Here is a 17,030-nt window from a genome sequence, read left to right as displayed (position 1 = left end):
GAGCGCCGGGCGGGGTGACGAGGGGCGGGGCGCGGACCGTCGGGCGGATCCGCACCAGGCCGGTCTAGGTTCCAGGGCGTGACGAGACGTGCACTTGCCGTGATCATCGCCGCTGTCCTGATCGCGCCCGTTCCCCCTTCCCACGCACGGGCCGGCGACAGGCGCATCGTGACCGACCACGTCGAGAGACCGGTCGCGCCGGGCGTCACGCTCAGCTCCTTCGACTTCTACGAGCCCGATGGCTGGGTCCGCGGTGACGCTCTCGCGGTCGACCTCACGCAGACGCGGGTCGGGTACGTCGACCCCGGCACCGTCGCGCAGGCCGCTCCCCTGTCCCGGCAGACCCCGCGCGCCGTCGCGGCGGTCAACGGGGACTTCTTCGACATCGACAACTCCAACGCGCCCGAGGGTGTCGGCATCCAGGACGGCCGCCTCCGGAAGTCCGGCACCGGACGGGCGGTCGGGATCGACGCGGCGGGCGTCGGAAGCGTGATGGAGACCTTCTTCGAAGGCACGCTCAACGGCACGCACAAGCTGACGCAGCTCAACAGCGCGCGGATCGACCCGGACGGCATCGGTGTCTTCAACCCGTTGTGGGGCACGTACAGCAGAGCGCGCGCCACGCGGGGTTCGGCGAACACGGCCGAGGTGATCGTCAAGGACGACGTCGTCCAGAAGGTCCAGAGCCCGAGCGCGGAGCCCGTCGAGGGGTACGCGCTGGTGGGCCGCGACAGGGGCGCGGACGTGCTCCGGGCGTTCGAGCCCGGGGACAGGGTCACCGTGGACTACCGCAGCCGCACGAGCGACGGCAGCGAGCCCAGGACGGCCATCGGCGGCCGGCAGCTGCTGGTGGACGGTGGCAGGAACGTCGCACCGGCCGACGCGGTGCACCCGCGCACGGCGGTCGGGTTCTCGCAGGACGGCAGGAAGATGATCCTGCTGACCGTCGACGGGCGGCAGAGCGAGCACCTCCCCGGCCTCGACCTCCGCGACCTCGCCGACGCCATGGTCGAGCTCGGCGCGCACAACGCCCTGAACCTCGACGGCGGCGGCTCGTCGACGATGCTCGCCCGCGCGCCCGGCACCACGGTGCTCGAGGTGGTCAACACGCCGTCGGACGGCGGCGAGCGCCCGGTCGCGAACGGCCTCGCGCTCTACGCGCCGGCCGGGTCCGGCAAGCTCACCGGGTTCGACGTGCGGACCGTGAGCAAGCGCGTCTTCCCCGGCCTGTCCCGCAGGCTGACCGTGCGCGGCCACGACGAGACGTTCGGCCCGGCCGACGACAACCGGCACGTCACGCGCGCAACGGGTGGATGGGCGGTCGGCGACACCTTCCACGCGGCGCCGCACCCGGGACGTGCGTCGTTCACCGTCTCCCGCGGCCGCACGAGCGCGACCACCGAGCTGACCGTGCTGGGCGAGCTGCGGCGGCTCGCGCCGGAGAGCCCGCGGGTCAGCCTGGCCGAGGGCGAGAGCAAGCCGTTGCGGATCAACGGTGTCGACGCCAGGGGGTTCAGCGCGCCGCTGGAGCGCGCCGACCTCGACCTCCGCTACGACCGCGAGGTCGTCGAGGTGACGCCGGACCTGCGGATCAGGGCGCTCAAGCCCGGCGCGACCACGGTCAGGGCGCGGGTGCGGGGCGCGGAGACCCTGGTCGCCGTCACGGTCGGCGCCACCGACGAGCCGATCGCCACCTTCGACGACGCTCCACAGTGGACGTTCGGCTCCGTCCGCGCCACCGGCGGCGTGGCACCGGCGCCGGACGGCCACACCGGGCAGGGGCTGAGGCTGAGCTACGACTTCACGCGGTCGACCGGCACGCGCACGGCGTACGCGGTCCCGCCGAAGCCGTTGCAGGTCCCCGGACAACCGCTCTCACTCTCCGCGCAGGTGCACGGCAGCGGCAAGGGCGAGTGGACGGCGTTCACCGTCGTGGACTCGACAGGGCGGTCGCGGCCGCTCTACGGCCCGCACATCACCTGGCACGGCTGGCAGCGGATCGAGGTCGCGGTGCCCCCGGAGCTCGAGTTCCCCGTGCGGGTCACGAGGTTCACCACGATCGAGACCAAGGCGGACCGCTCGTACACCGGCGAGGTGCTCGTGGACGACATCGTCGCGCGGGTGCCGCCGCCGGTCACCCTGCCTCCCGTCCCGGACCTGCGCGAGGACGTGATCGGCCCGGCGGAGGGCTGGAAGTTCGCGGTCGTGTCGGACGCCCAGTTCGTCGCGCGCGACCCGGACAGCGAGCTGGTCAGGGCGGCCCGCCGCACGTTGCGCGAGGTCAGGGCGTCCGGCGCGGAGTTCGTGGTGGTCAACGGCGACTTCGTCGACGAGGCGTCCCCCGCCGACCTGCGGCTGGCGCGCAGGGTGCTGACCGAGGAGCTCGGCGACTTCCCCTGGTACTACGTGCCGGGCAACCACGAGGTCATGGGTACCGGCACGATCGACAACTTCCGCCGCGAGTTCGGTCTCACCCACCGCACGTTCGACCACCGGGGCACCCGGTTCGTGCTGCTCGACTCGTCGACCGGGACGCTGCGGGGCGGCGGCTTCGAACAGGTGCGGATGCTCCGGAACGCACTGGACACCGCTCAGGGCCAGGTGGTCGTGATGATGCACCACCCGCCGCGCGACCCCACGCCCGCGCGCACCAGCCAGCTCGCCGACCGGATGGAGGCGGACTACTTCGAGCGCCTGCTGTCCGAACGCGACGGACCGACGGCGTTCATCGGCGGCCACGTGGGAGGGTTCTTCGCCTCTACTGTGGACGGTGTTCCGCACGTGATCAACGGCAACTCCGGCAAGGCACCCGCGGAGGCGGACGGGTTCACCGGCTGGACGCTCGTCGGCGTCTCGGACAGCGGCGTGAGGGCCGAGGTCCGGCCCCACGTGGACGCGCTGCGGCTCGACGCTCCCGCGAGCCTGCGCCCCGGTGAGGCGAAACCGCTTGCGGCGACGGTGAAACAGGGAGCGCGGACCGTTCCGGTGGGTTATCCGATGGGCGCGGTGTGGGAAGGGTCACGCGAGCTGCACGTCGGCGGACGGGACGGCATCAGGCCGTGGCACGTCGCGCGGCTCGACCCGGACACCGGCGTGCTCACCGGGATAAGGCCTGGTCAGGTCACGGTCTCGGTTCGCCTCAACGGGGTGGCGGCCGCGGCGGACGTCCGCGTCGGGCCGCGGGAGGCCGCCTGAGCCGGTCTGGGTGAGTGCGGTGTGAGGCGGTGGGGGAAGATACTCCCCATGACCACCGCCGACAACGGTTTCGCCGACCTGGGGCTGCGGCCCGACATCCTCAACGCACTCACCACGCTGGGCTACGAGGAGCCGACGCCGATCCAGAGCGAAGCGATCCCGCCCCTGCTCGCGGGCAACGACCTGCTGGGCCAGGCGGCCACCGGCACGGGCAAGACGGCGGCGTTCGCGCTGCCGCTGCTCGAGCGCGTCGCCGACCGGATCGGCAAGGGCGAGAAGCCGCTGGCTCTCGTCCTCGCGCCGACCCGCGAGCTCGCCGTGCAGGTGTCCGAGGCGGTCCACCGCTACGGCCGCCACCTGGGCACGCGCGTCCTCCCGATCTACGGCGGCCAGCCGATCGGCCGCCAGCTGCGCGAGCTGTCCCGCGGCGTCGACGTGGTGGTCGCCACCCCGGGCCGCGCGATCGACCACCTGCAGCGCGGCACGCTGCAGCTGAGCGACCTGCAGGTCGTCGTGCTCGACGAGGCCGACGAGATGCTCGACATGGGCTTCGCCGAGGACATCGACGCGATCCTCACCGAGACCCCGGCCGACCGGCAGACCGTGCTGTTCTCCGCCACGATGCCGCCGCGCATCGACCGCATGGCCAAGAGCCACCTGCGCGAGCCGGTGCTGATCCAGATCGAGCGCGAGAAGACCGAGCCGGGCGAGGCCCCGCGCGTGCGGCAGACCGCGTACCTGGTGCGCCGCGAGCACAAGCCCGCCGCCCTCGGCCGCGTGCTCGACGTCGAGTCTCCGACCGCCGCCGTCGTCTTCTGCCGCACCCGCGACGAGGTCGACCAGCTCACCGAGACGCTCAACGGCCGCGGCTACCGCGCCGAGTCGCTGCACGGCGGCATCAGCCAGGAGCAGCGCGACCGCGTCATGTCCCGCCTGCGCTCCGGCACCGCCGACCTGCTGGTGGCCACCGACGTCGCCGCCCGCGGCCTCGACATCGAGCAGCTCACGCACGTCGTGAACTACAACGTCCCGTCCGCCCCCGAGGCGTACACGCACCGCATCGGCCGCGTGGGCCGCGCCGGCCGTGAGGGCGTCGCGATCACCCTGGTCGAGCCGCGCGAGAACTCGCTGCTCAAGACCATCGAGCGCGTCACCAAGACCAAGATCCCGATGGAGAAGGTCCCGACGGTCGCCGACCTGCGCGCCCGGCAGCTGGAGCTCACCCGCTCGTCGCTGCAGGAGTCGCTGATGGAGGACGACCTGTCGCGGTTCCGCGTCGTCGTCGAGACCCTGGCCGACGAGTTCGACGTCATGGACATCGCCCTCGCCGCCGTGAAGCTCGCCCACGAGGCCTCCGGTGCCGCCGCCGACGAGGAGGAGATCCCGGAGGTCCGCCCGCGCGAGGACCGCCCGCGCCGCGACGGCGCCCCGGCCGGCCCGCGCCGCGAGCGCCGGGGCCCGTCCGAGGGCATGACCAGGCTGTTCCTGGGCGCCGGCCGCTCGTCGGGCATCCGGCCGCAGGACATCGTCGGCGCCATCACCGGCGAGACGAACCTGAAGGGCCGCGACATCGGCGCGATCGAGATCGCCGACCGGTTCTCGCTCGTCGAGGTGCCGGGACCGTCCGCGAACGACGTGATCGAGCAGTTGCGCGACGCCACGATCAAGGGCAAGCGCGTGACGATCCGCCGCGAGCGCCAGCCGCGCTAGTGCCGTGTGCGAAGGGCCCCTCCGGACGCGTTCGGGGCGAATTCGAGGGGTCGTTGCAACACAGGTGATCAACTGGCTTGGGCCAGGAGCTTGGTCAAGCGCTCGGCTGGGGTGTCCCAGCCGAGCGTTTTGCGTGGGCGGCGGTTGAGTTGTGCGGCGACGGCGGCGAGGTCCTCGGCGCTGTGGACGGACAGGTCGCTGCCTTTGGGGAAGTACTGGCGTAGCAGGCCGTTGGTGTTCTCGTTGGAGCCGCGTTGCCAGGGGCTGTGCGGGTCGCAGAAGTAGACGGGCGTGCCGGTGGCGACGCTGAACTCGTGGTGACGGCCCATTTCCGAGCCTTGGTCCCAGGTCAGTGACTGGCGCAGATGTGCGGGCAGGGTGCCGATCGTGGTGATCAGGCCGTCGCGGACGGTCTCGGCGTCATGGCGTGCGGGCAGATGCACGAGCATCACGTAGCGGGTGGCGCGTTCGACCAGGGTGCCGATCGCGGAGGTGCCGCCGCCGCCGATGATCAGATCGCCTTCCCAGTGGCCTGGGACGGCGCGGTCCTCGGCCTCGGCGGGCCGATCGCTGATCATGATCATCGGGTGGGTGAAGCGGGGCTGGCGGGCTTCGCCGGTGCGGCGGGGTTTGCGGACGGTGCGGCCGGTGCGCAGCGCGCGGGCCAGCTCGCGGCGTAGTTCGCCGCGGCCTTGCAGGTAGAGCGTCTGGTAGATCGTCTCGTGGGTCACGTGCAGCTCCGGCCGGTCGGGATGGTCGCGGCGCAGCCGGCGGCTGATCTGCTCGGGGCTGAACCGGTCGTCCAGCATGCCCTGCACCCGCTCCCGCAACTCGGGGCAGGCCGTGATCTTGCGCGTCTTCGGGCGCGGCCGGCGCCGGTCGGCCCGGTCCTGGGCCGCGTGCGGCCGATAGTCACCCGAGCCGGGATGACGGTTACGCGTGATCTCCCGGCTGACGGTGGACGGCGGGCGGCCCAGCTCGGCGGCGATCGACCGCACCCCTCGCCCCGCCCGCAGCAGGTCGGCGATCACGATCCGCTCGTCGAGAGACAGGAACCGGCCCGTCGACGGCGCAGGCCGGACGGCGGGCGGCTGGTCCGCCTTCCGTCCGGCCTGGCTCTTGCGTCCATACCGCCACCGATGCCCGGTCCGCCGGTTGATCCCGACAATCCGGCACGCCTGCGCGGTGCCCACACCCTTCGCCACAAGATCAAGATATTGGCGGCGCTCCGCCACCAACTTCCTACGTCCCTGCGGCGACCGGTCCTCACGGATCTCGAACACTGCAACCCCTGAACAACTCAGGTGTTGCAACGATCCCTAGAACCCAAGCGGAGGGGCCCTTCGTGCTTTCCGGGAACGAGCGCGCTTCGAGCCTCAGGCCTTGCGCGCCTCGACCAGGAACCGCGTCGAAGTGCACACGAACTCGCCGTGCTCCTCGATGTGCCGGTGCATCTCCAGCAACCGCTCCCGATACCCCTCCACGGTGAACCCCGGCACCGTCCACAACACCTTCCGCAGGAAGTGCACCACCGCGCCGACGCCGAAGAACGCCACCCGCGACGACGCCGGCTCCAACCGCAGCACCTCCAGCCCGGCGGCCTCCGCCTCCGCACGAGCAACGGCGACACCGCGAGCCTCACCCACCGGCTGCGGTCCCATCATGAAGTCCGTCAGCTCACGATTGGTCCCGGCCTCGATCTGCTGCGAGAAGTAGGTCCCGCCGGACCGGAGGACCCGCGCGACCTCGGCCCAGGGCGTCACCACGGGGTGCCGGCTGATCACGAGGTCGAACGACGAGGACCGGAACGGCAGCGGACCGGCGTCCGGCGCCTGCACCACGAGAGGCAGACGCCGGGCAGCGACGGCGGCGTCGGGCGGCCAAGACTCGGTGGCGGCCATCACCGGCGGCAGGACCGGCGCGGACGCCGTACCTCTCCCCCGCCGGTCTGCAGGTCCAGCGCGGACGTCACGTCACGCAGCCGCACGGCGATCAGGGACGCGTATCCCCACGGCGGGCGTTCCTCGGTGGCGCGGCCCTCGAACCAGGAGAAGTCCCAGCCCTCCAGCGGCACCGCGGCCCCCTCGGCCACCAGCTCCTCGAAAGTCCCCATGGCCGACATGCCACCACAGGTGCGCCGGGGGCGGCCACCGAGAATGGCGGCACCCGCTCCGGCGCGCAGAGACGCCGCGTCCCTGGTTCGTCTCGCGCGCAACAGAGCGGGTGCCGCAGGGAATTACAACGACCGAACGGCCGCTTGGTTACGCCCGGAGGCGGTAGGCCCGCAGGACCGTTTGGTCCACCGAGTTGCCGTCGGTGTCACGGGCGGCCACCCGTAGCGACACGTGACCGCCGGCCTTCCCGCCAGGGGGAACGAGCGACTTCACGGGCACCCGGTCGAGGCCGTCGTCGAACGACGCGTAGGCCTGGAGCTCACGCACAGTGCCCGACTGACGCGACGCGGTGAACTTCACCGGCATCGGCACACCGGCCTTCCGGCTGTTGCGCAGGTCGACCGGCAGCGAGTAGTCGACCTCCAGCAAGGGCAGCCGGCCGTCGCGGCGGCGTGAACTCCCACGAGGTGCGCACCGACGTCGACTACGCCAGTCCGTCCCGCGAGGCGTCCAGCAGCAGCTTGTACCGGCCGTCGCGGGCGGGGGCGTGGAACGAACCCTGCCGCACGTCGGAGCACCCCTGGACCACGTCGTTGTGGCGCAGTTCCAGCCAGCCGCCACCGCCGCGGCGCCAGTTCTCCGCGTGCCGGATCTTCCTGGTGCCCAACGGCAGCGCACCCTTGTCGCGCAGGAACAAGGTCTACGAGACCGGCGACCCCGCGATGGCGCGCAACGTGAGCTTCGCGGGCGTCATGGCCGCCCCTCGACGCCGAGGAGTTCCCCTCGCTCGTCGACGACCACCTTGTCCCCGCTGATGAGCGTGATGGTCGTCGTCTTCGGCCGTTCAGAAGGTTCCGCCTGCGCCGACGCCACCGGGCTGAGCAGCCCGGCGGCGAGAGCGGTGATCACCGAACAGCGCGCAAGGCGCACATGTCCTCCCCTGGGGTGTGAACCTCTCCCCCAGGAGACTCCGGACGCGGTGTGGAGGTTGTATCACGCTCCGCGATAGGTGCCGAAGCTCCAGCGGTTGCCCTCGGGGTCGGCGACCGTGAAGCCGCGCGAGCCGTACTCCTCGTCGCGCAGGCCGCGGACCTCCACGGCACCACGGGCCAGGGACCGGGCGTGCAGCTCGTCGGGCCGGTCGGTCACGACGTAGACGGAGCCGGCGCCCGGCTTCGTCGCCTCGACCTCGCCGGCGGACCGCACGGCGGACCCCAGCATGACGCCGCCGCCCTCGGGCCAGACCATCTCGCAGTGCACGACCTCGCCGTCGGCCTCGCCGGGCACGACGAGGTGTTCGGTGAAGCCGAACGCCTCCACGAGGAAGCGGACGGCGGCGGGAGCGTCCTGGTAGGACAGACAGGGCCAGCAGGTGGGTGCGGGTGTGCTCATGGGAGCAACTCTGCGCCCCGACCACCCTCGCTGCCTTGTACGAATGGAAGCTCGGTCGCGATCCACTCCGTCGGGGTCGCTCCGCACAACGCCCGCCAGTCGCGGTTGAAGTGCGCCTGGTCGGTGTAGCCGCAGGCAGCGGCCACCTCGGTGAGCGTGGGGCGCCGCTCTCCGCGCAGCATCCGGTTCGCCCGCTCGAACCGCAGGACCCGGCTCAGGACCTTGGGCGTCAGCCCGTACTCGGCCGCGAACCGCGCGCTGAGGTGCTGCCGGCTCCACCCGACCTCGGCCGCGATCTCGCCCACCCCGGCCCCCGCCGCGAGCCGCTGCCACGCCCACGCCACCTCGACCCGCTGCTCGACCGGCCGCACGAGCCCGCCGAGCAGCAGGTCCAGCAACGCGAACCGGTCCGTCCACGTCGCTGCGCCCTGCAGCCGTTCGCGCAGCTCGGCGGCCGGGGCGTCGAGCGCGTCGAGAGCGACCGCCACGCCCGACAGCTCACCGGCGGGCATGCCGAAGAACGCCCGCATCCCGAGCGGCGTGAGGTCGCACTGGACGCCGTGCTGGAACCCGTCGTGGCTGATGATCACGGCCTCGTCGTGCAGCCCGCCGCAGAGCGCGGCGAACCGGCCGCCGGCGAGGTCGACCGTGCCGTCCAGCGTCACGACGAGGGTGAGCGAGCCCGACGGCAGGCCGCGGTGGACGCCGGGCTCGGTGCGCATCCGATACCCGGAGTACCGCGTCACGAACGGCCGCAGCCGCGGGTGCGGCAGGCCGACGACGTGCTGGACGTCCACGTTCCCGATGTTAGAACAGCTCTCCCAGCACGAGCAGCCCCGCGCCCACGGGTACCAGGTCCGGTCCGTACGACGTGACGCTCACGTCCACATCGGGCATCGCCCCCAGGTACAGCTCCGGCGACCCGAGCACCTTCCGTCCACTCAGGACGATCTGGTCGAGGTCCAGCAGCTGCACCAGGTTCGCCACGGCGGCGCCGAGCACCCGCGCCGCCTCGACCCCCGTGGCGGCCGCGTGGACCGCCTCGACGCACCCGCGCCGCCCGCACACGCACAGCGGCCCGTCGAGCTGGATCGTGGTGTGCCCGAACTCGCCCGCCCCCGACCGGGCACCGCGGTGGACCTCGCCGCCGAGCAGCAACCCGACGCCCAGGCCGGTGCCGACGAACACCAGCGCCGCGTCCCGCAGGGGCCGCCGCCACGCCTCGGCGAGCACGGCCGCGTTGGTGTCCTTGTCGATGACGACCGGCAGCCCGAGCCGGTGCTCGGCGAGCGCCTTCAGCGGGACGGCGTCCCAGCCGGGCAGGCCGTTCGGCGACACCACGCCGTCGCGGTGGTCGAGCGGGCCGGCGATGCCGATGCCGAGCCCGAGCACCTGCTCCCCGCCGGAGACCAGCGGCTCCAGCGCGTCCAGGACGTCGGCCGGCGAGAACATCGGCGCGAGCGGCACGGCCGACGCCGACACCACCTCGCCGGTGAGGTCGAGCTCCACCACCCGCAGCTCGTCGCGGTCGACGTAGGCGCCGTACGCGTGCGCGCCGTCCGGCACGAGCCGCAGGGACATCCGGGGCTTGCCCCGGCCGCCGTCCCGCACTGCACCGGTCTCCTCCAGCAGGCCCGCGGCCACGAGCCTCGCCACGATCTTCGAGACCGCCTGCGGGGTGAGCCCCGTCCTCTCGGCGAGGGAAGCCCTGCTCAAGGCCCCTGAACGGACCAAGCCGAGCACCGTCCGGTCGTTGTGCGAGCGCAGCGAGGTGAGGTCCACGCTCGCAATTATTCAACAGCGTTGCTTTAATCGGAAGCATGACTCGAGTCGGACTCCTGGGCTACGGCATAGCGGGGCGGGTCTTCCACGCCCCGCTCATCTCCTCGACCGAGGGCATGGACCTCGTCGCCATCGCCACGGCGGACCCCGGGCGGCAGGCGCAGGCCCGCGCCGCCCACCCGGACGCCGCGATCGTCACCGCCGACGAGCTGTTCGAGCTGGACCTCGACCTGGTCGTCGTCGCCACCCCGAACAGGACGCACGTCGAGTACGCGCGCAGGGCGATCGAGAAGGGCGTCGCGGTCGTCGTCGACAAGCCGTTCGCGCCGACCTCCGCGCAGGCCGGGGAGCTGGTGGCCGCGGCGGAGGCCGCCGGGGTGCCGTTGACGGTGTTCCAGAACCGCCGCTGGGACAGCGACTTCCTCACCGTGCGCGAGGTCCTCGGCAAGCTCGGCGAGGTCCGGCGGTTCGAGTCCCGCTTCGAGCGCTGGATCCCGGAGATCTGGGACAACTGGCGCGAGTTCGGCGATCCCGGGGAGGCGGGCGGCCTGCTCTACGACCTCGGCGCGCACCTCGTGGACCAGGCCCTGCAGCTCTTCGGACCGGTGAAGAGCGTTTACGCGGAACTGGACCGGCGCCGTCCCGGTGCGCAGGTGGACGACGACGTGTTCGTGGCGCTCACGCACGAGAACGGCGTCCGCTCCCACCTGTGGGCCAACGCGCACGCGGCGCACCACGGACCCCGGTTCCGCCTGCTCGGCAGCGAGGGCGCGTTCGAGATCAGCGGCCTGGACGGGCAGGAGGACGCGCTGGACGCGGGCCGCCGCCCGACCGACGCCGACTGGGGCCGGGAGGACCGCACCGGACGACTCGGCGTCCTGGACGAGTCGGCCGAGGTCGCCGTGGAACCCGGTGCGTACCAGAGCTTCTACGCCGAGGTCCAGGCCGGCCGCGTCCCCGTCGACCCGAGGTCCGCGGTGGACGCGCTGCGGGTCATCGAGGCCGCTTTCCTGTCCGCACACGAGAACCGGGTGGTGACCCTGTGAGCCCCACGAGCGAAGAGCTCCTCGCCCAGGAACGACGACTGCAGTTCAGCCGCTTCGGCAACGACGTCGCGATCGACCTCGGGCTGCACCTGCTCGGCGCCGCCCGCGAGCAGGGCCTGCCGATCGCGATCTCGGTGCAGCGCAACGGGCACCGCCTCTTCCACGCCTCGCTGCTCGGCACCGCGCCGAACAACGACCGGTGGCTGGAGCGCAAGGCCCGCGTGGTCGAGCTGTTCGGCCACAGCTCGTTCTACGTCGGCACGCAGTTCCGCGAGAAGGGCACCACGTTCGAGGCGCAGTCGCGCCTCGACCCGGACCTGTACGCGGCGCACGGCGGCGTCTTCCCGGTGATCGTCCGCGGCACCGGGCCCGTGGGCACGGTCGGCGTGTCCGGGCTGCCCCAGGCCGAGGACCACGAGTTCGTCGTCACCCAGCTGGAATCGTTCCTGAACACCCGCGAAGCGCAATAGCACGAATAGCCTTCGACACAAAATCGAACCACCGTTCCGATCTGTTCCCATCCGCACGAACCGGTAATGGCGCACACCACTCCGAGTGGATTTCGATCCACTCGGAGTGGTGGTGCATAGCAGTGGATTGCCGCGCGAAAATGTGCACGATCGAGTGGTCCCATTGAGCCAAACGAGTGTGCTATTCCACAATCGGGCGAATAGTCATCGGTCACTCGCCTGTAGATACAACACTGCTTGATTACGGCAGCAGTTGCACGCTCTGTAGCACCATCAGGCGCAAGACACCCACCCGAATGTCGCCTTCTTGGCCCCTTCACAGCCCTCATTTGCGAGAACTAACGTCCTCTGCGGCCTTGTCGGATTGGTCCATTAGCGCATTGAGATGGGTGGGTGCAGGTTGTGACTGTGACGGATTCTGACCTCCATGAGGGCCGTCAGCAGCTGAGTTTGGGTACGGCCGCCGCTCGTAATCTGGCCACGACCACCAAGTCCGTGCCGCAGATGCAGGGAATCAGCTCCCGCTGGCTGCTCAAGGTGCTGCCCTGGGTCCAGGCCTCGGGCGGTGCGTACCGCGTCAACCGGCGCCTCACCTACACGCTGGGGGACGGCCGGGTCTCGTTCAGCAACACCGGCGCCGAGGTCCGCGTCATCCCGATGGAGCTCACCGAGCTGTCCCTGCTCAAGGGCTTCGACGACGAGGCCGTGCTCACCGCGCTGGCCGGCCGCTTCACGCAGCACGAGTACGGCATCGGCGAGCTCATCGTCGAGAAGGGCCGCCCGAAGGACAAGATCGTCCTCATCGCGCACGGCAAGGTCGACAAGGTCGGCACCGGCGAGTACGGCGGGCAGACCGTGCTCGGCAACCTCGCGGACGGCGAGTACTTCGGCGAGACCGTGCTCGCGGGCCCGCAGGGCGAGTGGGAGTTCTCGGCCAAGGCCGTCACCCCGGTCACCGTCCTCACGCTGTCCTGGGAGGACTTCCAGGCGCTCAACGGCGAGGCCGGCGGCCTGCGCGCGCACATCCAGCAGACGTTCAACAACCGCAACAAGCCCCAGGACGAGCACGGCGAGGCCGAGATCGACCTGGCGTCCGGTCACGACGGAGAGCCCGTGCTGCCCGGCACGTTCGTCGACTACGAGCTCTCGCCGCGCGAGTACGAGCTGAGCGTCGCCCAGACCGTGCTGCAGGTCCACAGCCGTGTCGCGGACCTCTACAACAACCCGATGGACCAGGTCGAGCAGCAGCTGCGGCTCACGATCGAGGCCCTGCGCGAACGCCAGGAGCACGAGATCGTCAACAACCGCTCCTTCGGCCTGCTGCACAACGCGGACCTCAAGCAGCGCATCCACACCCGCTCCGGCCCGCCCACGCCGGACGACTTCGACGAGCTGCTGTCGATCGTGTGGAAGGACCCCGGCTACTTCGTCGCCCACCCGCGCACGATCGCCGCGTTCGGCCGCGAGCTCAACAAGCGGGGCCTCTACCCGCAGCACATCGACTTCCACGGCCAGCAGGTGCCGGCGTGGCGCGGCATCCCCGTGCTGCCGTGCAACAAGATCCCGATCTCCGACACGCGCACGTCGTCGGTGATGCTGATCCGCACCGGCGAGCAGAACCAGGGCGTCATCGGCCTGCACCAGACCGGCATCCCGGACGAGTACCAGCCGGGCCTGTCGGTGCGGTTCATGGGCATCAACGACCAGGCGATCATCAACTACCTGGTCAGCGCCTACTACTCCGCCGCGATCATGGTGCCGGACGCGATCGGCGTGCTGGAGCACGTCGAGCTCGGCCGCGAGGGCTAGCAGCGTTGGCCTCCTTCACCATGCCGGAGTTCTACGTGCCGCACCCGGCACGGATGAACCCCCACCTCGAACGCGCCCGCGCCCACTCCACGCGGTGGGCGCGGGAGATGGGGATGCTCGACACCGGGGTGTGGACCGACGAGATCCTCGCGGGTGACGACTACGGGCACATGTGCGCGTGGACCCATCCGGACGCGCCCGCGGAGGTCCTCGACCTCATCACCGACTGGTACGTCTGGGTCTTCTACTTCGACGACGAGTTCTTCGCGGAGTTCAAGCAGAGCAAGGACGTGCCGGGGGCGAAGGCCTACCTCGACCGGTTGCCCGCGTTCATGCCGCCGGACGGCACCCAACCGTGGCCGGAGCCCCGGAACCCGACCGAACGCGGTCTCGTCGACCTGTGGCAGCGGACCATCCCGCTGATGTCGCGGGACTGGCGGCGCCGGTTCACCACGAGCACGCACAACCTGCTGCTCGAGTGCATGTGGGAGATCAAGAACATCGAGAGCGGCACGGTCGCCAACCCGATCGAGTACGTCGAGATGCGCCGCAAGGTCGGCGGCGCGCCGTGGTCGGCGAACCTGGTGGAGGTCTCCGAGGCAGCCGAGGTGCCCGCGTCCGTCGCGGGCACCCGCCCGCTGCGGGTCCTCTCCGACACGTTCTCCGACGCGATCCACCTGCGCAACGACATCTTCTCGTACGAACGGGAAGTGCTGCGGGAGGGCGAGAACTCCAACGGGGTGCTCGTGTTCGAGAAGTTCTTCGGCCACGACACGCAGACCGCGGTCGAAGCCGTGAACGCGCTTCTGACCTCACGGCTGCACCAGTTCGAGAACACCGTCTTCACCGAACTGCCGCAGTTGTTCGCCGAGAAGGCCCTCGGCCCGGAGGAGCAGGCTCGCGTGCTCCGGTACGTGAAGGGCCTGCAGGACTGGCAGTCCGGCGGTCACGAGTGGCACCTGCACGCCGGTCGCTACACGAAGGCCGACGGCGGCGGGGCGGGCAACTCGGCGTTCTTCCGCACGATCCTGCGCGGGCCGACCGGTCTGGGCACGTCCGCGGCGTGGCCGGGGGTGGGCCGTGGTTGAGGTCCCGCAGTTCGACATGCCCTTCGCCGCACGGCTCTCACCGCACGTCGACCGAGTCCGCCAGCACACGAGGTCGTGGGTGCGGGACATGGGGATGCTCGGTGGCGTGCCGTGGACCGAGGCGTTCTACGACGCGGCCGACTTCGGCGGGTTCGGCCCGCTGACGCACCCGACGGCGTCGTTCGAAGACCTGAAGCACATCAACGACTGGCACACGTGGGGCTTCTACGTGACAGACGCGTTCCGCGAGGGGTTCCTGCGGCCGCGCAACGTCGTGGGAGGCAAGGGCTTCGTCGCGGATCTCAAGTCGGTGCTGACCGGCGCCGGCTCGCCGATGCACCCTGCTGGGAAGGGCCTGGCCGATCTCGTCGCGCGGTCCACTTTAGACGAGGAGGACCGTCATCACCTGGACGAGTTCCTGGACGCGTTGCTGTGGGAGCTGCACAACACCGCGCAGGGCCGGGTGCCGGACCCGATCGACCTGGTCGAGATGCGGCGCCGGTCGGTCGCCGCGGAGCTCTCCGCGAAGCTGGCCCGCGCGTCCGTCGGCGCCGAGCTGCCGGAAGAGCTGCTGCGCAACAGCACGATGAGGGCCTTGGTCGACTCGTTCGGCGACGTGCCCGCGTTGCGGCAGGAGATCGTCGGGTTCGACCACATCTACGGCGCCGGTGCGAGCACCACCAGCGCGGTGCTCGCGGTGCGGCAGTTCTTCGGCTGCGAGCTGCGGCAGGCCGTGTCGCTGGTGGCCGACCTGATCGCGGCCCGGCTGCGGCAGATCGGCACAATCCTCGGCGAGCTGCCGTCCCTCGCGGACGAGTACGGCCTCGACGCGGAGGCGAAGGCCGGGCTGCGCCGCTACGCCGAGGCGCTGAAGTCGTGGCTCGCCGGCGAACTGCTGTGGACGCAGAGGTCCGGCCGGTTCAGCTCCTCCCCCACTCCCGCCCGCACGTCGTTCCACTCCCCGTCAGGACTCGGCACCGCCGCGGTCCTGGTTCGCTGAAACCAGATTGGCAGGACACGCAGTGACAGTTACCGATCCGGGCCTTGGGGTCGAGGACCAGCAGCTCAGCCTTTCCAGGGCGGCGGCGCGGAACCTCGCCACGACCACCAAGTCCGCACCGCAGATGCAGGGGATCTCGCCCCGCTGGCTGCTGCGCATGCTGCCGTGGGTCGAGGCCAAGGGCGGCGCCTTCCGGGTGAACCGGCGGCTGAGCTTCGCGATCGGCGACGGCCGCGTCACGTTCACGAGCGTCGGGTCCGAGGTGCGGATCGTGCCGCAGGAGCTGGCGGAGTTCAAGCTGCTGCGCGGGTTCGAGGACGAGGCGGCGCTGACGGCCGTCGCGAACCACTTCGAGCAGCGCGAGTACGAGCCGGGCGACGTGATCGCCGAACGGGGCACACCGGTCGACGAGGTCATCGTCATCGCGCACGGCAAGGTCACCAGGACCGGCCGTGGTGAGTACGGCGACGAAGTGGTCCTCAGCACGATGGCGGACGGCGAGTACCTGGGCGACGAGCCCGTGCTGTCCGGCACCGACAAGAAGTGGACCTTCACCGCGCGCGCCCTCACGCCGACGACGGCCGTCGTGCTGAGCAGGGCGGCGTTCCGGCAGCTCGCCGACCAGGTGGACCCGCTGCGCGAGCACATCGCGCAGCAGCTGGCGCACCCGACGAACCCGGCCAACAAGCACGGCGAGGCCGAGATCCACATCGCGTCCGGCCACGAGGGCGAGCCGCCGCTGCCGCACACGTTCGTCGACTACGAGCTGAGGCCGCGCGAGTACGAGCTCTCGGTGGCGCAGACGATCCTGCGCGTCCACACGCGTGTGGCGGACCTCTACAGCCAGCCGATGGACCAGGTCGAGCACCAGCTGCGGCTCACCATCGAGGCCCTGCGCGAGCGGCAGGAGTTCGAGCTGGTCAACAACAGGGAGTTCGGCCTGCTCGCCAACGCCGACCTCAAGCAGCGGGTCAGCACCCGCTCGGGCCCGGTGACGCCGGACGACATGGACGAGCTGATCTCTCGGCGGCGCAACACCAGGCTGATCCTCGCGCACCCCAAGGCGATCGCGGCGTTCGGCCGCCAGCTCAACAACCGCGGCCTGTACGTGCCGACCGTCGAGGTCGAGGGCAAGCACCTGCAGTCGTGGCGCGGCATCCCGATCGCGCCGTGCGACAAGATCCCGGTCAACGAGAACGGCACCACGTCGATCATCGCGATGCGGCTCGGCGAGGAGAAGCAGGGCGTCGTCGGCCTGCGCCAGACCGGCATCCCCGACGAGTACGAGCCGGGCCTCAACGTCCGGTTCATGGGCATCGACGAGCACGCGGTGCTCAAGTACCTGGTGTCGACGTACTACTCGGCCGCCGTGCTGGTGCCGGACGCGCTGGGCGTGCTCGAGAACGTGGAGATCGGTCTCTAGT

Annotated in this window: 16 protein-coding genes and 1 pseudogene; 8 read left to right on the top strand and 9 right to left on the bottom strand. The window is 71.0% G+C overall.

The genetic code is table 11. The features are described 5' to 3' along the window. The first annotated feature begins 78 nt into the window (after positions 1-78). On the top strand, positions 79-3,195 hold the full coding sequence (locus V1227_RS00765; protein WP_329790451.1) for a phosphodiester glycosidase family protein: 3,117 nt from the start codon (positions 79-81) through the stop codon (positions 3,193-3,195). Positions 3,196-3,243: 48 nt separating this feature from the next. Next, complete coding sequence (locus V1227_RS00760; RefSeq protein WP_329790450.1) at positions 3,244-4,905, top strand: DEAD/DEAH box helicase; 1,662 nt, start codon at positions 3,244-3,246, stop codon at positions 4,903-4,905. 68 nt (positions 4,906-4,973) lie between these two features. Here the strand turns inward: V1227_RS00760 and V1227_RS00755 are convergent, their stop codons facing one another. The 9 genes from V1227_RS00755 to V1227_RS00715 form a co-directional block, all read right to left on the bottom strand. Continuing rightward, positions 4,974-6,110 (bottom strand): IS30 family transposase, encoded by a 1,137-nt coding sequence (locus V1227_RS00755; protein WP_442916379.1) that lies wholly within the window; start codon positions 6,108-6,110, stop codon positions 4,974-4,976. 171 nt (positions 6,111-6,281) lie between these two features. Beyond that, positions 6,282-6,806, bottom strand: a complete 525-nt coding sequence (locus V1227_RS00750; RefSeq protein WP_329790449.1) for a hypothetical protein — start codon at positions 6,804-6,806, stop codon at positions 6,282-6,284. After that, positions 6,806-7,018, bottom strand: a complete 213-nt coding sequence (locus V1227_RS00745; protein ID WP_329790448.1) for a hypothetical protein — start codon at positions 7,016-7,018, stop codon at positions 6,806-6,808. Before V1227_RS00745 ends, V1227_RS00750 begins: the two co-directional genes overlap by 1 nt. Before the next feature lie 148 nt (positions 7,019-7,166). Then, the gene (locus tag V1227_RS00740; RefSeq protein WP_329790447.1) at positions 7,167-7,448 is read right to left on the bottom strand and encodes a hypothetical protein; all 282 of its coding nucleotides are present in this window, start codon (positions 7,446-7,448) and stop codon (positions 7,167-7,169) included. A gap of 55 nt (positions 7,449-7,503) precedes the next feature. Beyond that, entirely contained in the window at positions 7,504-7,686 is a 183-nt protein-coding gene (locus V1227_RS00735) for a hypothetical protein (RefSeq protein ID WP_329790446.1), read from the bottom strand. A gap of 83 nt (positions 7,687-7,769) precedes the next feature. Beyond that, positions 7,770-7,949: a hypothetical protein gene (locus V1227_RS00730; RefSeq protein WP_329790445.1), complete on the bottom strand. Its 180-nt coding sequence runs from the start codon at positions 7,947-7,949 to the stop codon at positions 7,770-7,772. Positions 7,950-8,012: 63 nt separating this feature from the next. Further along, the gene (locus V1227_RS00725) at positions 8,013-8,411 is read right to left on the bottom strand and encodes a VOC family protein (protein ID WP_329790444.1); all 399 of its coding nucleotides are present in this window, start codon (positions 8,409-8,411) and stop codon (positions 8,013-8,015) included. Beyond that, a complete protein-coding gene (locus V1227_RS00720) occupies positions 8,408-9,208 on the bottom strand; it encodes a helix-turn-helix domain-containing protein (protein WP_329790443.1) in 801 nt (266 codons plus the stop codon). The genes V1227_RS00725 and V1227_RS00720 overlap by 4 nt, the downstream gene beginning before the upstream one ends. 10 nt (positions 9,209-9,218) lie before the next feature. Further along, a complete protein-coding gene (locus tag V1227_RS00715) occupies positions 9,219-10,193 on the bottom strand; it encodes an ROK family transcriptional regulator (protein WP_329790442.1) in 975 nt (324 codons plus the stop codon). 38 nt (positions 10,194-10,231) lie between these two features. Here V1227_RS00715 and V1227_RS00710 point away from each other — a divergent pair, with 38 nt between their 5' ends. The 6 genes and pseudogenes from V1227_RS00710 (at position 10,232) to V1227_RS00685 (ending at position 17,029) form a co-directional block, all read left to right on the top strand. Then, positions 10,232-11,239 (top strand): Gfo/Idh/MocA family protein, encoded by a 1,008-nt coding sequence (locus tag V1227_RS00710; protein ID WP_329790441.1) that lies wholly within the window; start codon positions 10,232-10,234, stop codon positions 11,237-11,239. After that, positions 11,236-11,709 (top strand): heme-degrading domain-containing protein, encoded by a 474-nt coding sequence (locus V1227_RS00705; RefSeq protein WP_329790440.1) that lies wholly within the window; start codon positions 11,236-11,238, stop codon positions 11,707-11,709. The genes V1227_RS00710 and V1227_RS00705 overlap by 4 nt, the downstream gene beginning before the upstream one ends. 402 nt (positions 11,710-12,111) lie before the next feature. Beyond that, complete coding sequence (locus tag V1227_RS00700) at positions 12,112-13,518, top strand: family 2B encapsulin nanocompartment shell protein (protein ID WP_329790439.1); 1,407 nt, start codon at positions 12,112-12,114, stop codon at positions 13,516-13,518. A 5-nt stretch (positions 13,519-13,523) separates the two neighbouring features. After that, positions 13,524-14,576, top strand: a pseudogene (locus tag V1227_RS00695) (terpene synthase family protein); the annotation flags it as partial. 22 nt (positions 14,577-14,598) lie between these two features. Next, entirely contained in the window at positions 14,599-15,606 is a 1,008-nt protein-coding gene (locus V1227_RS00690; protein WP_329790437.1) for a terpene synthase family protein, read from the top strand. 22 nt (positions 15,607-15,628) lie between these two features. Then, positions 15,629-17,029, top strand: a complete 1,401-nt coding sequence (locus V1227_RS00685; RefSeq protein ID WP_329790436.1) for a family 2B encapsulin nanocompartment shell protein — start codon at positions 15,629-15,631, stop codon at positions 17,027-17,029. Position 17,030: the final 1 nt, after the last annotated feature.

The sequence above is a fragment of the Lentzea sp. DG1S-22 genome, from assembly GCF_036321065.1.
Classification (GTDB): Bacteria; Actinomycetota; Actinomycetes; order Mycobacteriales; family Pseudonocardiaceae; genus Lentzea; species Lentzea jiangxiensis.
The sequence above is the reverse complement of the archived record's forward strand: the minus strand, read 5'-3'. Positions and strand labels throughout refer to the sequence as shown.